The following is a 17,052-nucleotide window of genomic DNA, read 5'->3' as shown; positions in this document are numbered from 1 at the left end:
AAGAGTGACCACGTCGACCGCGCGCCGATCGCCCCTGTCCGGATTGCGACGGATCCGGATCCCCGTCTTCTGGTCGGCGTGGGCCCTGCTCTTCGTGCTGATGTCGCTCTGGAGCGTCGCCACGCCGTTGATGGCGAGCCCCGACGAGCCCTCGCACGCGATTCGGGCGGCGGCTGTAGTGCGCGGCGAGCTCGTGGGCGATCCTTCGAAGTCGGTCGTCGGCGCGACGGACGTCACGGTTCCCGAGTATGTGGGCGAGTCCCACCACCTACCCGCGTGCTACGCGTTCCGGCCCGACATCACGGCGGGATGCGAGCCGTGGCCGTCGCATGACACCACCGAGATGGAGACGACGACGACGTCGACGCTGAACTCCCCGGTGTTCTACATGATCGTCGGCGCGCCGACGCTCGTTCTCAACGGCGCGCCCGCACTGTACGCGATGCGGATCGTGACCGCGCTCCTGACGTCGGGGCTGCTCGCCATCGCGTTCGCTGCGGTTGCGGGCTTCGCGAGCAGACGATTCGCCCTGATCGGGATGACGTTGGGCGTCACGCCGATGGTGCTCTTCCTCGGCGGCACCATCAATCCCAATCCCGTGGAGGCGGCAGGAGCAGCAGCCACACTGGCGACGATGCTGCTCGTCTTCCGCACCCCGTCGCCAGGGCGCACGCTCTGGCTGCGCCTGACCATGCTCGTCGTCAGTGTGTTCTTCCTGGTCAACACCCGTTCCATCTCCCTCGGCTGGCTGCTGGCGATCACGGCTGTCTCCGTGCTCATGGCCGACTGGAAGATCTTCCTCGCGGTGTTCCGCAGGGCGGCCTCCTGGGTCGCCGTCGCCCTGATCGGCGTCATCGTCGCCGCCGTCGGCCTGTACTTCGTCATCCCCAAGGGACTCACGCAGGGGGCCAACGCTGTCGGGGTCGGCTCATCGCCCTACGGCGCGTTCCTGACGACGATGGACAAGACGTTCGACTACGGCGCGGGGTGGATCGCCCAGTTCGGCTGGCTCGACACGCCGCCTCCGGGAGCCGTGACGGTGATCTGGACGGTTCTGCTGGGCAGCCTCGTCATCGCCGGGGTGGTGCTCGCGCGCGGACGCCTGAGGATCGGCCTGATTGCGTGGCTCGTCCTGTTCTTCCTCGTCCCTCCGATCACCCAGGCGAGCCTGGTGCACGAGTGGGGCTACGTGTGGCAGGGGCGATACACCCTTGCGCTCTTCATCGGGCTGGCGATCATTGCCGGCGTCTCCCTGGACGACCGCTTCGGCGACAGGGTGTTCCCCCTGTCAGGGAAGTTCCTGATCACCGCGCTCGTCCTCGTCGGATTCGCACAGGTGCTGGCCTTTGCGTGGGGGCTCAAGCGATACATCGTCGGCCTGAACTACACGACGAGCTGGATCGACATGCTCACCCATCCGCAGTGGAGTCCGCCCGTGAACTGGGTCGTGCTGACGGTACTCTTCGCGCTGGTCACCGTAATCGCCTGCTGGGCGATCTATCGAGTGATCACCGAGCCGCGGAAGACCGCCGTACCGGCCGATAGGCAGAGCGTGACGGAGCCTGCCCTCGGCGCCGCCGGCTGACCGAACGGTTCCGAAGGCGACCGCTGCCGGATCCTGTGGGGTCCGGCGGCGGTGATCCGTCTCAGAGCTGCTCGGACTGCTTGCGTCGCTCGACCCGGGCGCGGTAGCGCTCCACCACGGCAGAGACGCCGCCTTCGCGAAGGTAGTACGCTGCACGGTCGAGATCGCGCCGGATGCCCGTGCGCGGCGTGATCTGCACCTTCTTGATCACGGCGCCCGAGTCGGAAGCCTTCTGCACCTCCTTGTCTGCCGCTCGGATGGGGCGGCGGCAGAAATCGATCAGCGGCGCGAGCGCACGACTCCAGCGGAAGTCCTCGCGCACCCGGGCGACAGCCGCCCGCGCAGCAGCCACAGCGTCCGCGTCGAAGAGGTACTGCTCGATCGCCTCGGCGAGCGCGTCCTCGTCCTGCTCGGGCACAGCGGCGCCGAGCCCTTCCTTGGCGACGAGGTCGCCGAAGGAATCGCCTTCCGTCGTCACGATGGGGAGGCCTGCCCACAGATAGTCGAGGATGCGGGTGCGGAACGAGAAGGTGGTCTCGACGTGCTGGAAGTGCGTCGAGACCCCCAGGTCGGCGTCGAGGAGGTAATTCTGCCGCTCGTCGTACGGCACCCAGCTCTCGTTGAAGAAGACGTTCTTCCCGAGCAGGCCGAGCTGCTCGGCGAGGACGCGGGCCTGCGACACCGCCTCCATCTCGGGCACGTCCGGGTTGGGGTGCTTGACACCCATGAAGAACAGCCGCAGGTTGTCGTGGCGCTCGACGAGCCGCGCCACCGCGCGGATGAGCGTCTGGGGGTCGAACCAGTTGTAGATGCCTCCGCCCCAGACGATCACTTTGTCGTCCATGGCGATGCCCGGCACCGTGCCTCGGATCGCGTGCTCGGTCTGCTCCGGGTCGTCGGACGGGATGCCGAACGGCGCGACAGCAATCAGCGAGTCGAGCTCGGGGTCGCGCGAGTAGGTGTACGCGTTGATCCGGCCGAGTGCCGCCAGCTGACCCAGCCAGAAGTGCCGCTGCCGATCGCTCGCGCACAGGAAGAAGTCGCCCTTTTCCAGCTGCTGGTTCAGCGTCTCGGTCGCGTCGCCGATCTGCTTGTTCCACTGCTTGAACGTATTGCCACGACCCTGCTCGAGCTGCTCGAGGTGCATCGGGTCGTAGACGTCGATCACGAGGATCTTCTGGGACTTCGCGAGCGCTGGGAACAACGCGAGCGCGTTGCCTTGGAGGATGATGACGTCCGCCCACTTCTCATGCGGCGCCACGGTGGACGGGCGGTGGTGAGAGATCGCCGCGAGCTCGAACGGCGCCTCAACCGGCGCGACCGACGTCATCGAGACCAGCCGGACCTCGTGCTCCCTGGCGAGCTCACCGGCGATGTGCCACGACCGGATCGCCGGACCTGCCATGCGTGCCCCGATGGGATCGCCCGTGATGACGAGAACGCGACGGCGACGGCCGGCGTTCTCGAGCACGTCCAGGCTGCCGACGATTTTGGCGTAGCCGTCGAGGTAGGACTCGATCGGATAGGCCGGCTCGTCGAGCTTGCCGAACAGCGTGATGAGCTCGCGATCGCTGCGGCGGCGCGTCGCCTGGATCGCCCGGCGCTTCTCGGTCATCTGCGGCAGCAGTTCCACGAAGCGGTCGATCGCGAACACGCCGGCCATCGTCGACTTCGAGACGTCGATGGTGGGCTGGTCGTCTCCACCAGGGTTGCGGAGGTCGAACTGCGTCGAGTCGAGGCCTCCGCGGCCGACCGCGCGGCGCACAGCGAGCAGCAACGCTGCAGCGAACGTGTCGTCGAGCAGCTCGTCGCCGAGGTTCTTGTAGAGCGTGTAGAGCGCGTTGCGCTCGAGGAGGTACTCCTCGCGGAAGTTCCCGAACTTGTTCATCGACGCGTGGTGCTTGTGGTACGCCAGCGACTTCGGCTGGAAGCGAAATCGGTGGCCCGCCAGGTTGAGCCGCCAGCCGAGGTCCACATCGTCGTAGAACATGAAGTAGTCGTCGTCGAAGCCTCCGAGCTCCTCGAAGACGTCGGCTCGGATGAACATCGCGGCGCCGGTGCCGAACAGCACATCTTTCTCGGTGTCCCACGAGCCGCGATCCTGCTCGCCGGCGTGCGGCTTGTAGCCCATGCCGTACCACGTGATCGAGCCGTCGACGAAGTCGACGTCCCGGCCGTCCCAGTCGAGCACCTTGCTCGCGACGGCACCGATGTCACGTCCGGTCGCGAACGTGTCGATCGCGGTGCGGATCCACGCGGTGTCCGGCTTCGCGTCGTTGTTGAGGAACGCGACGAACTCACCGGTGGACTGCTCGACACCGAGGTTGCAGCCGCCCGTGAACCCGAGGTTCGCTCCGGAGTCGATGAGGACGACGTCATCGCCCAGTGCGCGCAGCTTTTCCAGGCTGTCGTCGCCCGAGCCGTTCTCGACGACGACGATCTCCAGCAGTTCGGATGGCCAATCGGTCTCGCGCAGCCGCGTGACGCACTCGATCGTGTCGTCCGCACCGCGGAAGTTGACCAGGACGACCGAGACCACACCTGCGCGCCGCTTCTTCATCTGCCTTGAACCCCATGCTCCCGTATTAGCGTCGATCGAACCGTCGGGAGTCTACCAACCGCGCGACACGGCGACCTGACGACCGTACGCCTCGGTGCTTCATCATGAGACAATCTGAGACACCCGAAAGAGAAGGCCTCCCTCCGACAATGACAACTCTGTGCATGACGGTGATGGTCCGCGACGAGGCGGACATCATCGGCCCGATGATCGAGCACCATCTCGCTCATGGCGTCGACCACATCATCGTCACCGACAACGGCTCGCAGGACGGCACCGTCGAGATCCTCGAGTCCTTCGGCTCCGCGATCGACCTGCGGCACGATCCCGTGCAGCGCAAGCAGCAGTTCGCCGTGGTCACGGGGATGGCTCGCGACGCATACGCACGGTACGGCGCCGACTGGGTCATCAACGCCGACGCCGACGAGTTCTGGTTCCCGCGTTCGCCCGGTGCCACTTTGGCCGACACGTTCACCCGGCTCGACCCCGCCGTCGTCACCTTCACCGTGCCGGTGATCGACATGACCGGCGAACCGGCGGCGAGCGGCACCGGGCTGCAACGTCTGAATCTCCGCGATCTGCGGCCCGTCTCGCGTCTACGGGAGATCGGCCTCCGCGATCACTCGACCCCCGACGCGGTGCACATCGGTTCCGCCGACGTCGAGGTGGCGCAGGGCAATCATTTCGTCAACCTGGAGAGGGGGGCCGACGTGCCCGCCGAGCTGGAGTTGGAGGTGCTCCATTTCCCGTGGCGGTCGTGGAACCAGTTCGCGACCAAGGTCGAGAACGCCGGCCGCGCCTACGAGTCGAACCCCGACCTGCTGCCGAGCCCGAACCACCACGGGATGCGCGAGTACTCGCGGCTCAGGGCGGGGTCCCTCTTCGCCTACTACGTCATCCGGCATCCCGACGCGACCGAGACCGAGCGCGGGCTCGCCTCGGGCGAGCTCGTGCGCGACGAGCGCGTGAGCACCTCCCTCCTCTCCCCCGTCGCAGACGTCGACCTCGATCGGGACGCCCTTCGCGCCGCCTCCGAATACGGACCCGTGATCGCGGGCATCGACGCGCGGGCCGAGGAGGAGAGACGCGTCGCGCGCGAGCGCGAGGCCGAGTTGCTCCGTTACGTCGACGAGGGCAAGCAACGCATCGACGGTCTCATCGAAGACGTGGCGGACCGCGAAAAGCGGATCGCCGAGCTCTCCGGAGCGGTCGAAAAGCAGCGGCGTCGCCGCGTTGTGCGCACGGCGGACTGGGTCGATCGGCATCTCCGTCGAGCGCAGTAGCAGCTGCCGCGCAGAGGATAGCCAGGAACGGTCGCGGTAAGCTAGCGACTGCTCATGTCTACTTCATCCCCCACCGACGCCGAGCGACGGCGCACGCGGTACGCCGCCCTCGAGTCGATGCCGCTGCAGACGGTCGGCTCCAACGGGCCCTCCCTCGGGTCCTCCTGGAGCTCGCTGCGCGAGATCTGGGGTCAGCGCCAGATGCTCGACTTGCTGATCCGCCGAGATCTGAAGGCGCGCTACAAAGACAGCGCCCTCGGCTTTCTCTGGTCGCTGGTGCGGCCGCTGACTCAGCTCCTGATCTACTACGTGGTGATGGGCAAGTTCCTCGGTGCTGCACGTGGAATCCCGGACTTCGCGATCTACATCTTCGCCGGTCTGACCGCCTACACGCTCTTCAGCGAGGTGGTCAACGGCTCGACGGGTTCCATCGTCGGCAATTCCGGGCTCATCAAGAAGATCTACCTTCCGCGTGAGATCTTCCCGCTGGCGAGCCTGGGCTCGGCGCTCTTCAACTTCGCCATCCAGTTCGGCATCCTGCTCGCGGCGACGCTCGTCCTCGGGCGCTTCCCTCTCAGTGCCGACCTCGTCTACCTGGTGCCGTCCTTCCTGGTCATCGTGATCTACTCGCTGGCGTTCGGGCTGCTACTGGCAGCGCTCAACGTCTACATGCGCGACATCCAGTACCTGGTCGACGTGGCGCTCATGGTGCTCATGTGGGCCTCCCCCATCGTGTACTCCTGGACGATGGTGAAGAACGTCATCAAGTCCCCCCTCCTGCTGGAGATCTACACGGACAACCCGATCACACTGGCCGTGCTCGGATTCCAGCGCTCTCTCTGGATCGGCGGCCAGGGCACGGCCGAGTACCCCGGCGGTCTCATGCTCCGCCTCGCGATCGCGGGCCTCATCGGCCTGGTGCTGATCGTGATCTTCCACCGCGTGTTCACGCGCCTTCAGGGAAACTTCGCTCAGGCACTATGACCGACACCACAGAGACAGGCGACGTGACGATGAGCGGACGCACTCCGGAGGCGCTCAGCGAACGACCGGACGTGATCGTTCTCGACGATGTCACCAAACGATTCGTCATCCGCAAGGACAACTCCCTCAAGGAGCGGCTGGTCACCCTCGGGCGAGCCGGGCGAAAGCACCGTGAAGACTTCTGGGCGCTCCGGGGCGTGACCGCCAACATCAAAGCCGGAACGACGATCGGTCTTATCGGCCACAACGGGTCGGGCAAGAGCACGCTCCTCAAGGTGATCGGCGGCATCATCGACCCGACGAGCGGCAGCGTCTCCCGCCGTGGCCGGATCGCGGCGCTGTTGGAGCTGGGCGCGGGGTTCCACCCCGACCTCACCGGACGTGAGAACGTCTTCCTCAACGCAGCCATCCTCGGCCTGTCCCGCAAGGAGACCGAGGAGCGCTTCGATGCGATAGCCGATTTCTCCGGCATCGGCGACTTCATCGACACGCAGGTCAAGTTCTACTCGTCGGGCATGTACGTCCGGCTCGCATTCGCGGTCGCAGTCCACACCGACCCCGATATCCTCCTCGTCGACGAGGTCCTCGCCGTCGGCGACGAGGCTTTCCAGCGCAAGTGCCTCGACAAGATCCGCAGCTTCCAGCAGGAGGGTCGCACGATCATCCTCGTCACGCACTCGCTCGGGCAGGTCATGGAGCTGTGCGATCAGGCGATCCTGCTCAACAAGGGCGAGGTCGTCTACAACGGCGAAGCCCACGAAGCGGTATCGCGCTTTCGCGACATCCTCGAGGAACGTCGCATCGACGACCTCCAGCGCCACACCGCCCCCGAAGTGACAGTGCCCGTTCCGCAGATCGTCGAGACCTCGGTCCGCGCCGCCGGCAGAGCCGAGGGCGACCCCGTGGAGCACGGCGACGACCTGATCGTGCGCACGACGTTCGACCACCCCGGATTGAGTCCGCATTGGATCGCAGCGATCCAGATGGACAACGCATCGGGTCAGGTCGTCTACGGTACGGCCAGCAGCCGGCTGGGCATCGAACTCGAGCCCTTCGAGGGCCGACGCACCGTGGAATTCACCCTCAAGAACGTCCAGCTCGGTACCGGGAAGTACTTCATCAACGTGTCCTTGATCGACACGACGGGTCGGCACCTCGCCGATGCACCGCAGGCGTGCGCGTTCAACGTCGCCTATTACCCGAAGGCTTCCGGCACCTCGTACCTCGAACCCGAGTTCGTCGACCTTGGTTCCACCCCGGGCGCAGCCAGCACGCGATGACGGCCACGGTCCGTGTCGTCACCGTGACGTACAACTCTTCCGGCGTTCTCGCGGATTTCCTCGACTCCGTCGCGGCTGCGGCGAAAACCGCTCCCGGGGTCACCGTCGTCGACAACGGCTCCCGCGATCTGCAGGCCACTCGGGACCTCGTCGCCCGGCATCCGGGCGCTCGGCTGATCGAATCCTCGGACAATCTCGGGTACGGCTCGGCGATGAACGTCGGCGTGCGGGAGGGAGACGACGCCGACTACTATCTGCTCGCCAATCCCGACCTCATCTTCCAGGAGGACGCGATCGACCTGCTCGTCGAGGCCGCCGAGCGCGCTCCTCGGGCGGGCGCCCTCGGCCCCGCCATCTTCAACTCGGATGGCACGCTGTATCCATCAGCGCGGGCCTTGCCGTCATTGCGGAACGGCATCGGGCACGCGCTCTTCTCGCGTTCCTGGCCGTCCAACCCGTGGACGCGGAGTTATCGGCCTCTGCCCGCCGGGAGCATCGAGCCGGTGGCCGTCGGTTGGCTGTCCGGCGCCTGCCTTCTCGTCCGCGCCGACGCGTTCCGCCGCATCGGCGGGTTCGACGAGAGCTTCTTCATGTACTTCGAGGATGTCGACTTCGGTAGGCGGATCGGCATCGCCGGCCTCCAGAACGTCTACGTGCCCGCAGCTCGGGCCATCCACTCCGGAGCGCACTCCACGTCGGAGCGATCCGACTCGATGGATCGCGCCCACCATGACAGCGCATACCTCTATCTGTCACGCGTCTACTCCGGCCCCCTCTTGGCGCCGGTGCGCTTGGCGCTGCGCGCCGGACTCTGGGTCAGAGGACGCTGGGCCGGCCGCCGATCGCATCGCACGGCCGGCTGAACGAGCCGAGGGGTCAGTCGCCCTTGGACTCGAGAAGACCCTGCAGGTACGAACCGTAGCCGCTCTTCACCAGAGGGGCCGCAAGCTCGCCGAGCCGCGAGTCGTCGATCCAGCCCGCACGCCAGGCGATCTCCTCGACGCAGCCGACCTTGAAACCCTGGCGATCCTCGATGACGCGCACGTATTCCGACGCCTGCATCATCGACTCGAACGTGCCGGTGTCGAGCCACGCGGTTCCACGATCGAGCACCTGCACCTGCAGCTTGCCCGACTGGAGGTAGCGCTCGTTGACCGTGGAGATCTCCAGCTCGCCGCGCGCGCTGGGCTCGATCGTCTTGGCGATCTCGACGACGGAGTTGTCGTAGAAGTAGAGACCGGGGACGGCGTACTTGCTCTTCGGCTTGACCGGCTTCTCTTCGATCGAGAGGGCCGTGAAGTTCTCGTCGAACTCGACCACCCCGTACGCGGTCGGGTCGCTCACCTGGTAGGCGAAGATCAGCGCTCCGTCGATGTCGTTGTGCTGCCGCAGCGACGAGCCGAGGCCCGTGCCGTGGAAGATGTTGTCACCGAGCACGAGGGCGACCGACTCGTCGCCGATGAACTCCTCGCCGATGATGAAGGCCTGCGCCAGCCCATCGGGTGACGGTTGAACGGCGTATTCGATGCGGATGCCGAGCTGCGAGCCGTCGCCGAAGAGGGCGCGGAACTGGTCGTTGTACTCCGGCGTCGTGATGATGAGGATCTCGTTGATCCCTGCCATCATCAGCGTCGACAGCGGGTAGTAGACCATCGGCTTGTCGTAGATGGGCATCAGCTGCTTGGAGATGCCCTTGGTGATCGGCCACAGCCGGGTGCCGGACCCGCCGGCCAGGATGATTCCGCGCATGAGAGTCGTGACGTCCTTACTTCTGGTCGAGGGAGGCGTAGAAGGCGCGTGCCGCGTCCCAGGTGGGGAGCAGCCCGTTCTCGCGCGCCTCGGACAGGCCGGGCGCCTCGGTGTCCTTGGGCGACAGCAGGAGCTCGTCGGCCGGCACGGGGAAGTCGAGGGCGATCTCTGCGTCGAGCGGGTTGATGCCGTGCTCGCGTCCCGGGTTGTAGACGTCGGTGACCAGATAGCTCACGGTGGCGTCGTCGGTCAGCGCGACGAAGCAGTGGCCCAGGCCCTCCGCGACGTAGATGGCGCGGCGGTCGGTGTCGTCGAGCAGCACGGAGTCCCACTGCCCGAACGTCGGGGAGCCGACGCGGATGTCGATGACGAAGTCGAGCACGGCGCCGCGCGGAGCCATCACGTACTTGGCCTGGCTCGGCGGGATATCGGCGAAGTGGATGCCACGGACCGAGCCACGGCGCGACACGGAGGTGTTGCCCTGCTTGAGGTCGAGCGAGTGGCCGACCGCCTCCTCCAACCGGTCGAACCGGTAGAACTCGAAGAACAGGCCGCGGTCGTCCGCGTGCTGCACCGGGGTGATCTCATAGGCGTCGGGGATCGATAGTTCTCGGATCTGCACCCCGGGAGTCTATCAAGCGCTTTCGGAGCGCTCCCGGACAGCCGAGATCAGTTCATCGGCGCGAGCACCGAACGAATGCTCGGCGGCGACCCGGCGCGCGATCACGGCGATGGCGTCGTCGTCGGGCCATCCGTCGTCGTCGTGCAGCAGTCGCGCGAGCTCCGCCTGACCGGAATACGGGCGCACGGCTCCGCCGAAGATCTCGAGGCCCTCGATTTCGTCGGTCACCACACGGGCGCCGCTCGCGACGGCGTCGAACAGCCGATTCGCGAGGAATCCCTCGCCGCGCATGTCCGCCCAGTGGTCGTTGAGGACGATGCGCGCACTGCGGTAGGCGGCCGACACGTCGTCGTTCGCCAGGAACTGACTGCGCACCAGCGACGGGTCGATGAACTGCTCCCAGCCGTCGCCGTAGACCGCGAGCTTCGCGCCGACCGCGAGGGCGTCGCGGACGATCGGGCGGTAGACGTTCCGGGTCTTGCCGACGAAAAGCACCTCGGACGCGAGCGACGCGTCTCGCGGACCGGGGTGGAAGCGCTCCGGCGACGTGGCCTGCAGCAACGGCAGCACGGGCACACTCACCTGCCCCGCCATCCGGCGGCCCCACGCGGGGCCGGCGGCATAGACGAGGTCGTAGCTCTCCAGCTCGTCGACGCCGACCAGCTCCGGGTGGCTGATGACCCAGAGGATGTTGAACGCGGCCGGATTCGGCGGCACGATGTGCAATCCGCGCAGGGTGACGGTCACGTCGTCGAGGTAATCGGATCCGGCGCGGTGAGCCGTGTCTCGGGTATCCACGACGACGCGCTGCCCGCGCGCGCGCAGCGCCGCGGCAAGGTCCTCGGCGAAGTAGGTGTCTCCCCAGACCCGTCCCGCTTCGCCCGACGGAGCGCCGGATCGGATGGACCAGCGCAGGGGTGCTCCCGCTAGCGGCGCGAGGAACGGTTTCGCGGAGCGAGTCGCCGCGAGGAAGTCGTTGCCCATGATCCGCTCGCGCAGATCGGGTACCGCGGAGCCCTGCACGCCCTCCAGTCGAAGTCCGCTCAGCGCGACCACCGACGCGAGTCCGGGCGAGTTGAGCGCCCCCGTGGTGTGGCCGCGCCATGCGCTCCGCGCGGCGGTCGGTACCCGGCTGGCCTCGTCCGTGACGACGACCTTCAGCGCGACCACGGGCGAACGCGCCGCTGTCGCTCTCGCGATGCCCTCCTCAGCCGAGTAGCCGGGATCGAATCCGCCGAAGTCGTGAAGGTCGACCAGTACGCAGCGCGAGGTCAGGACGCCGACGTCGAGCCGGTCCCCCGGTGGCAGGTCAGAGAGCGGGTGCTCGGCCAGCACGCGCAGCGGCGGAGCCCCCCGTGAGACGAACACCGAGCCCGCATCGACGATCAAACCTGAACCGTCCGTGACGACCGGTTGGACGAACGCGGCTCCCGTCTCCTCGGCCACACGGAGCAACGCCTCGTCGACGGGAGCCTGCGCCTCCACGTCCGCGTCGAGGACGACCGCATAGCGCGTCGCCACCCCGTCGAGCAGGGCGTTCGCGGCCGACGTCCACGAGTCCGCTTCGGGGACTCGAGCCGTATCGACCACCACGCGGGTGACGCCCCCGGGGCGGTCACGAGCCCGATCGGTGAACTCGATCGGCGCAGCCGAGACGGGCGCGACGACCTCCGAGCTCGGGGTCGCACCAGTCGGCGCCGTCGGCGCGACGGTTCCGCCCGGCCGCAGGCGCGCGATGAGCCGGGAGGGGTGCCGCGCCAGCGCAGCGGCGTCGCGCACCCGCGACAACCGTGCCGCACGAGGCGGCAGGACCACCGAGCGCCAGAACTCCAAGTCGCCCAGCATCCGGTCGCTCTGCACGAAGGACGCGGCGATCTCCGCACGTCGGCGAACCTCGCCGGGGTCGTCGGCGAGCGCGACTATCGTCGCCCGCCAGGCCGCCGCATCCTGAGGGACCACGAGCGCCCCGTGCTCTCGCGCCGCACCGTACGCCGCCGACTCCGAGGCGATCGTGGCGAGCCCCAGCATGCTGTACTCGAGGAATTTCAGATCGCTCTTCGACGCGTTGAACTCCACGTCCGCCAGCGGGGCGACTCCGAACGCCCACCGTGAGCGGTGGGAGTGCAACCAAGCCACGAAGGACGGATACGGGTGCGAGCCGGCAGGGATCTCCAGCCGGGTGAACCATGGCTCGTCCGCGCCCGTGACGCCGACGACTTCGAGCACGATAGGGCGCCCGTGCGAGTCGGTCAGCCCGTCGAACACGGGTCGCAACAGCGCCAGATCGAGGGCGTGCGTCGCGGAGCCGACGTACACGACGCGCGTCTCGTCGATGTCGTCGCGCGAGCCGGCCGCAGTCGACGGCGGTGACGGCCAGATCGCCGGATCGAGCTCGTTCGGTACGACGACGGTCGAGCGCGCGAACGGGCGCATCGTCTCGGCGAGCCGCTCAGTGCTGACGATGACGACGTCCGCCTCGCCTGCCATCCGACGCACGGCGTCGAGGCGCGCCTCGTCGTACTCCGCCGCCAGTAAGCGCTTCCTCGCCTCGTCGGTGACGAAGTCGTCGTCGACCTCGAACACCAGTCGGGCCCCGCGCTGCCGTGCCCGCGCCACGACGCCTTCGAGCAGCTCTCCCGTCACGACGTCGCGCTGGACGATCACGGAGTCGTAATGATTCAGATCGTCGCCGATCGCGTACCGGACCGGATCCATGAACGTCGCGGTGAAGAGCCCGAGCGCCTGCCCCCGGGCGATGCGCCGAACGACACGCACCTCGGCTGAACCGGGGTGGGCACCGGGGGCGCCGTGGACGATGTAACCGATGTGCGGCCGTGTCGTCGTGTGCGGACTCATGCGCGATCGCGGAGTGAGCCCGCCCACCGCAGCGGCCGGGTGACGCGCCAGCTGGTGCTCGCGCGGAGGGCCGCGATCTCGGCCTCCAGCCGCGCGGCGACCTCGTCCACCGCGCTCAGCCGCTCCTCGAGCTCGTCGCGCTGATCACGGAGCAGCGCGTTGTCGGCGCGCTCCACGGCGAGCTCATCACTCGTCTGCTGCGCTCTGGCCAGGGTCTTCTCGGCCTCGACACGCTCCGTCAGCACCGCGCCGAGCGTGGCGTACGCCGTGCGGACCTCATCGACTTCGCCCGGGGCGAGGTCGGCGAGAGCGCGGAGCGGTTCGGGGGCGGACGATCCGACCACCAGCACCCCCAGCCCGTGATTGTGGGGGAAAAGGAACGAGGGGTACTGCTGCGAGATCTCCTCCCAGAATCGCCAGACACCGAAGTTCGGCCGATGCTCCGCGACGTCGTGGAACAGGACCACTCCCCGATCGGAGACTGTGGGGAGATACGTGGTGAAATCTTCGACGACGTCGTCGTACCCGTGGCGCCCGTCGATATGAAGCAGGTCGACGCTGCCACGCTCGAACCGGTCGACCGAGTCGGAGAAGTAGCCGCGCACCATCCGACCGATGTTCGGGTACGACGAGCGGGTCACCTCGGCCACGTATTCGTACACCTCTTCGCCGTAGAGACCGGCGTGGTCCTCGCCGACCCACGTGTCCAGGGCCGAGACGGTTCCGTCGATGCCGAGTCGCCGCAGGGCTTCGCAGAAGACGAAGTAGGAGTAGCCCCAATGCGTTCCCAGCTCGACCACAGAGGTCGGACGCAGCACCGAGACGAGCCAGAACGCGAACGGTGCGTGCTCGACCCAGGCAGAGAGCGGCCGGTGCGCAGGGTGCCAGTACGACTCCGCCGCCAGCCAGGGGGCCCCGAGAGCGGGAGGGAGTGTTCCGGGCTCGATCCGAGTAGAGATCACCACAGTGAGATCGCTTCCTGTCGGCCGGGCCGCCGACAAGCCCGGGAATGGCTCAAATATGCCAGCCGCCGATGTCGAGATCAACACGACCGGGCTGGCGCGCGAATCGCGGTCGGTATGATCGTATGCGACTTCAACTCGACCGAAGGCCATAACACTCATGAAGATTCTCGTCACCGGTGGCGCCGGGTTCATCGGCTCCAATTTCGTCCGCCGGACCTTGCAGGACGCCTACCCCGGGCTCGAGGGCGCGGAGGTCGTCGTCCTCGACGCGCTGACGTACTCGGGAAACCTGGCGAACCTCGCGCCGGTCGCCGACTCGCCGCGCTACACGTTCATCAAGGGCGACATCCGCGACGGCGGCCTTCTCGACGAGCTCTTCCCCACGATCGACGCCGTCGTGCACTTCGCCGCCGAATCGCACGTCGACCGCTCGGTGCGCGACGCCTCGATCTTCGTCGAGACCAACGTGCTGGGCACTCAGCAGCTCCTCGACGCCGCCCTCCGCAACAAGGTCGAGCGGTTCGTGCACGTCTCCACCGACGAGGTCTACGGCTCGATCGCCGAGGGCTCGTGGGCGGAGGACCGCCCGCTGGAGCCCAACTCGCCGTACTCGGCCTCCAAGGCCGGCAGCGATCTCCTCGCGCGCAGCTACTTCCGCACGCACGGTCTGAACCTCTCGATCACGCGCTGCTCGAACAACTACGGCCCCTACCACTTCCCCGAGAAGGTCATTCCCCTTTTCGTCACCAACCTCATCGACGACAAGCACGTCCCCCTCTACGGCGAGGGCAACAACATCCGCGACTGGCTGCACGTCGACGACCACACCCGCGGCATCGCGATGGTGCTCGTGAACGGCCGGGCCGGCGAGGGCTACAACATCGGCGGCGGCACCGAGCTCACCAACAAAGAGCTCACCGGGCTGCTGCTGGAGGCCACGGGCAAAGACTGGTCGTACGTCGACCGCGTCGCCGACCGCCTCGGCCACGACCTCCGGTACTCGGTCGACATCTCCAAGATCCAGAACGAGCTCGGGTACGAGCCGCTGGTGCCGTTCCAGCAGGGCCTCGCCGACGTCGTGCAGTGGTACCGCGACAACCGCGACTGGTGGGAGCCGCTGAAGGCCCGCGCCGCGCTGGACAACTGATGCGCGTCCTCATCGCGGGGGCGAACGGCCAGCTCGGGCAGGATCTGCAGAAGGCGTTCGGCGGCCACAGGGTCACCGCGCTGGGCCGCGCCGAGCTCGACGTGACCGACCGCGACGCGGTGATCGCGGCCGTCGCCGGCCACGACGCCGTCGTGAACGCCTCCGCGTACACCAAGGTCGACGACGCCGAGACGCACGAGGACGAGGCCTACGCGATCAACGCCCTCGGCACCGAGAACCTCGCTGTCGCCGCCGCGGCGGCCGGAGCGAAGTACGTGACGGTCTCCACCGACTACGTGTTCGACGGCCATGCGACCGAGCCCTACGCCGAAGACACCCCGCGCGACCCGATCAACGCCTACGGCCGCACCAAGGCGGCGGGCGAGGAGCTCGCGCTGGCCGCGCATCCCGACGGCACCTACGTCGTCCGCACCGCATGGCTCTATGGCGCAGGCGGGGCGAACTTCGCGCGCACCATGGTGAAGCTCGCGCAGACGCACCAGACCGTGAGCGTCGTGGCGGACCAGCTCGGCCAGCCGACCTGGACGGGCGACCTCGCCGGCCAGATCGTCGCCCTGCTCGAATCCGACGCTCCCTCGGGCGTCTACCATGGCACGAATTCCGGGCAGGCCAGCTGGTTCGAGTTCGCGAAGGCGGTCTTCAGCGCGGCCGGATTGAACCCTGATAGGGTCACACCGACCGACAGCGCGACGTTCGTGCGACCCGCACCACGACCGTCCTACTCCGTCCTCGGCCACGAGGCCTGGACCAGGGCCGGGCTCGCGCCCCTGCGGTCCTGGCAGGAAGCACTTGCAGACGCGGCACGGCACGGAGTCCTGGAGCTGGAGACAGATGACGACACTCAGCGTGGTGGTCGATGACCTCACCGCTGCGGAGACCGGTGGTACCCGGAGGTACACGGAGGAGCTGACCCGTCAGCTCATCGCCACCGCCCCAGCCGGCTGCGACGTGCGCGCGTTCGTGTCGAACGTGCCCGACGAGCAGCTGGACGAGATCCGATCGTCGTTGCCCGGGCTCGCCGACCTCGTACGCCTCCCCCTCGCGCGCCGCGAGCTCTCCCTCGCCTGGCAGTCGGGCATCGCCGTCGGCGGCGTCCGCGGGATGATCCACGCGCCGAGCCTGCTGGCGCCGCTGCGTAAGCACCGCTCCGCCGACGCCGACGACCAGATCGCGGTGACGATCCACGACGCACTCGCCTGGACCCACCCGGATTCCCTCGGCGCCGCGTCCGTGCTCTGGACGAAGTCGATGGCCAAGCGCGCCCGCAAGTTCGCCGACGCCATCGTGGTCCCTACCCACGCCGTGGCCGACCGTCTCGCCGAGGTCTTCGACTTCGGCGACCGCATCCGGGTGATCGGCGGGGCGCCCGCAACGACGTTGCGCCTCCCGGCCGACGCCGACGAGCGTGCCGCCCGTCTGCAGCTGCCTCCGGTCTACGCCTTCACCCTGGGCTCGATCATGCCGCGCAAGGGCATCGCCCCGCTCATCCGCGCCGTTGCCCGGCCCGAAGCGCAGAAGATCCCGCTGCTGATCGCCGGGCCGGATCGGTACGGCGACGGCACGGCGACCGGCGTCGCCGCGGCCGCGGGCCTGCCGGAGGACCGCGTGCGCGCGCTGGGGCGCCTCGACGACGCCGACCTCGCGGTGGTACTCGACCGGGCGACGCTGTTCGTCTACCCCAGCCTCGCGGAGGGCTTCGGGCTGCCGATCGTGGAGGCCTTCAAGTTCGGCCTCCCGGTCATCCACTCCGACGACCCCGCCCTCGTGGAGGTCGCCGCCGGTGCGAGCCTCGTGGTGGAGCGTCCGGCCTCCGCCGACGACGACGCCGACGCGGGCTACAGCGAACGCCTGGCCGGCGCCATCGGCCGGGTGCTCGACGACGCCGACCTGCGCGCGCGGCTGGGAGTGCTCGCCTCCGACCGGGCCCGCGCCTTCAGCTGGCGCGACTCGGCCGAGCGGGTCTGGCAGCTGCACGCCGACCTCTGAGCGGCGTCGTCCGC

13 protein-coding genes are annotated in these 17,052 nt (G+C 67.9%); 8 read left to right on the top strand and 5 right to left on the bottom strand.

Annotated features, from left to right (window positions below; translation table 11 throughout):
* The first annotated feature begins 4 nt into the window (after positions 1 to 4).
* Complete coding sequence (locus ASF88_RS11385; protein WP_055918202.1) at positions 5 to 1,585, top strand: DUF2142 domain-containing protein; 1,581 nt, start codon at positions 5 to 7, stop codon at positions 1,583 to 1,585.
* Positions 1,586 to 1,646: 61 nt separating this feature from the next.
* On the opposite strand, the gene ASF88_RS11380 is transcribed toward ASF88_RS11385, so the two are convergent.
* Positions 1,647 to 4,145, bottom strand: coding sequence for a glycosyltransferase (locus tag ASF88_RS11380; protein WP_055918199.1), 2,499 nt, complete (start codon positions 4,143 to 4,145; stop codon positions 1,647 to 1,649).
* 164 nt (positions 4,146 to 4,309) lie between these two features.
* On the opposite strand from ASF88_RS11380, the gene ASF88_RS11375 reads away from it, so the two are divergent.
* Genes ASF88_RS11375 through ASF88_RS11360 form a run of 4 tightly spaced genes read left to right on the top strand, consistent with a single transcriptional unit; the run spans position 4,310 to position 8,555 of the window.
* On the top strand, positions 4,310 to 5,428 hold the full coding sequence (locus ASF88_RS11375) for a glycosyltransferase family 2 protein (RefSeq protein WP_055918196.1): 1,119 nt from the start codon (positions 4,310 to 4,312) through the stop codon (positions 5,426 to 5,428).
* A 54-nt stretch (positions 5,429 to 5,482) separates the two neighbouring features.
* The gene (locus tag ASF88_RS11370) at positions 5,483 to 6,412 is read left to right on the top strand and encodes an ABC transporter permease (protein WP_055918194.1); all 930 of its coding nucleotides are present in this window, start codon (positions 5,483 to 5,485) and stop codon (positions 6,410 to 6,412) included.
* On the top strand, positions 6,409 to 7,692 hold the full coding sequence (locus ASF88_RS11365; protein WP_235493412.1) for an ABC transporter ATP-binding protein: 1,284 nt from the start codon (positions 6,409 to 6,411) through the stop codon (positions 7,690 to 7,692). The genes ASF88_RS11370 and ASF88_RS11365 overlap by 4 nt, the downstream gene beginning before the upstream one ends.
* A complete protein-coding gene (locus ASF88_RS11360; RefSeq protein ID WP_055918190.1) occupies positions 7,689 to 8,555 on the top strand; it encodes a glycosyltransferase family 2 protein in 867 nt (288 codons plus the stop codon). Before ASF88_RS11365 ends, ASF88_RS11360 begins: the two co-directional genes overlap by 4 nt.
* Before the next feature lie 13 nt (positions 8,556 to 8,568).
* Here ASF88_RS11360 and rfbA read toward each other — a convergent pair whose 3' ends face one another.
* From rfbA to ASF88_RS11340, 4 genes are read right to left on the bottom strand one after another with little or no spacing between them, the layout of a single operon-like run.
* Positions 8,569 to 9,441: a glucose-1-phosphate thymidylyltransferase RfbA gene (gene rfbA / locus ASF88_RS11355; protein WP_055918187.1), complete on the bottom strand. Its 873-nt coding sequence runs from the start codon at positions 9,439 to 9,441 to the stop codon at positions 8,569 to 8,571.
* Between the two features lie 16 nt (positions 9,442 to 9,457).
* Positions 9,458 to 10,063, bottom strand: coding sequence for a dTDP-4-dehydrorhamnose 3,5-epimerase family protein (locus tag ASF88_RS11350; RefSeq protein WP_055918184.1), 606 nt, complete (start codon positions 10,061 to 10,063; stop codon positions 9,458 to 9,460).
* 12 nt (positions 10,064 to 10,075) lie between these two features.
* On the bottom strand, positions 10,076 to 12,919 hold the full coding sequence (locus tag ASF88_RS11345; protein ID WP_055918182.1) for a glycosyltransferase family protein: 2,844 nt from the start codon (positions 12,917 to 12,919) through the stop codon (positions 10,076 to 10,078).
* Entirely contained in the window at positions 12,916 to 13,884 is a 969-nt protein-coding gene (locus tag ASF88_RS11340; protein ID WP_055918179.1) for a class I SAM-dependent methyltransferase, read from the bottom strand. Before ASF88_RS11340 ends, ASF88_RS11345 begins: the two co-directional genes overlap by 4 nt.
* A gap of 157 nt (positions 13,885 to 14,041) precedes the next feature.
* On the opposite strand from ASF88_RS11340, the gene rfbB reads away from it, so the two are divergent.
* The 3 genes from rfbB to ASF88_RS11325 are packed head-to-tail and all read left to right on the top strand — an operon-like array spanning position 14,042 to position 17,038.
* Positions 14,042 to 15,031: a dTDP-glucose 4,6-dehydratase gene (gene rfbB / locus ASF88_RS11335; RefSeq protein WP_055918176.1), complete on the top strand. Its 990-nt coding sequence runs from the start codon at positions 14,042 to 14,044 to the stop codon at positions 15,029 to 15,031.
* Positions 15,031 to 15,912: a dTDP-4-dehydrorhamnose reductase gene (gene rfbD / locus ASF88_RS11330; protein ID WP_082518912.1), complete on the top strand. Its 882-nt coding sequence runs from the start codon at positions 15,031 to 15,033 to the stop codon at positions 15,910 to 15,912. The genes rfbB and rfbD overlap by 1 nt, the downstream gene beginning before the upstream one ends.
* A complete protein-coding gene (locus tag ASF88_RS11325; protein ID WP_055918173.1) occupies positions 15,884 to 17,038 on the top strand; it encodes a glycosyltransferase family 4 protein in 1,155 nt (384 codons plus the stop codon). The genes rfbD and ASF88_RS11325 overlap by 29 nt, the downstream gene beginning before the upstream one ends.
* The last annotated feature ends 14 nt before the right edge of the window (positions 17,039 to 17,052 follow it).

Origin of the sequence: Leifsonia sp. Leaf336 (assembly GCF_001423695.1) — a bacterium.
GTDB lineage: Bacteria > Actinomycetota > Actinomycetes > Actinomycetales > Microbacteriaceae > Leifsonia.
This window is presented reverse-complemented; position numbering and strand designations above follow the sequence as displayed.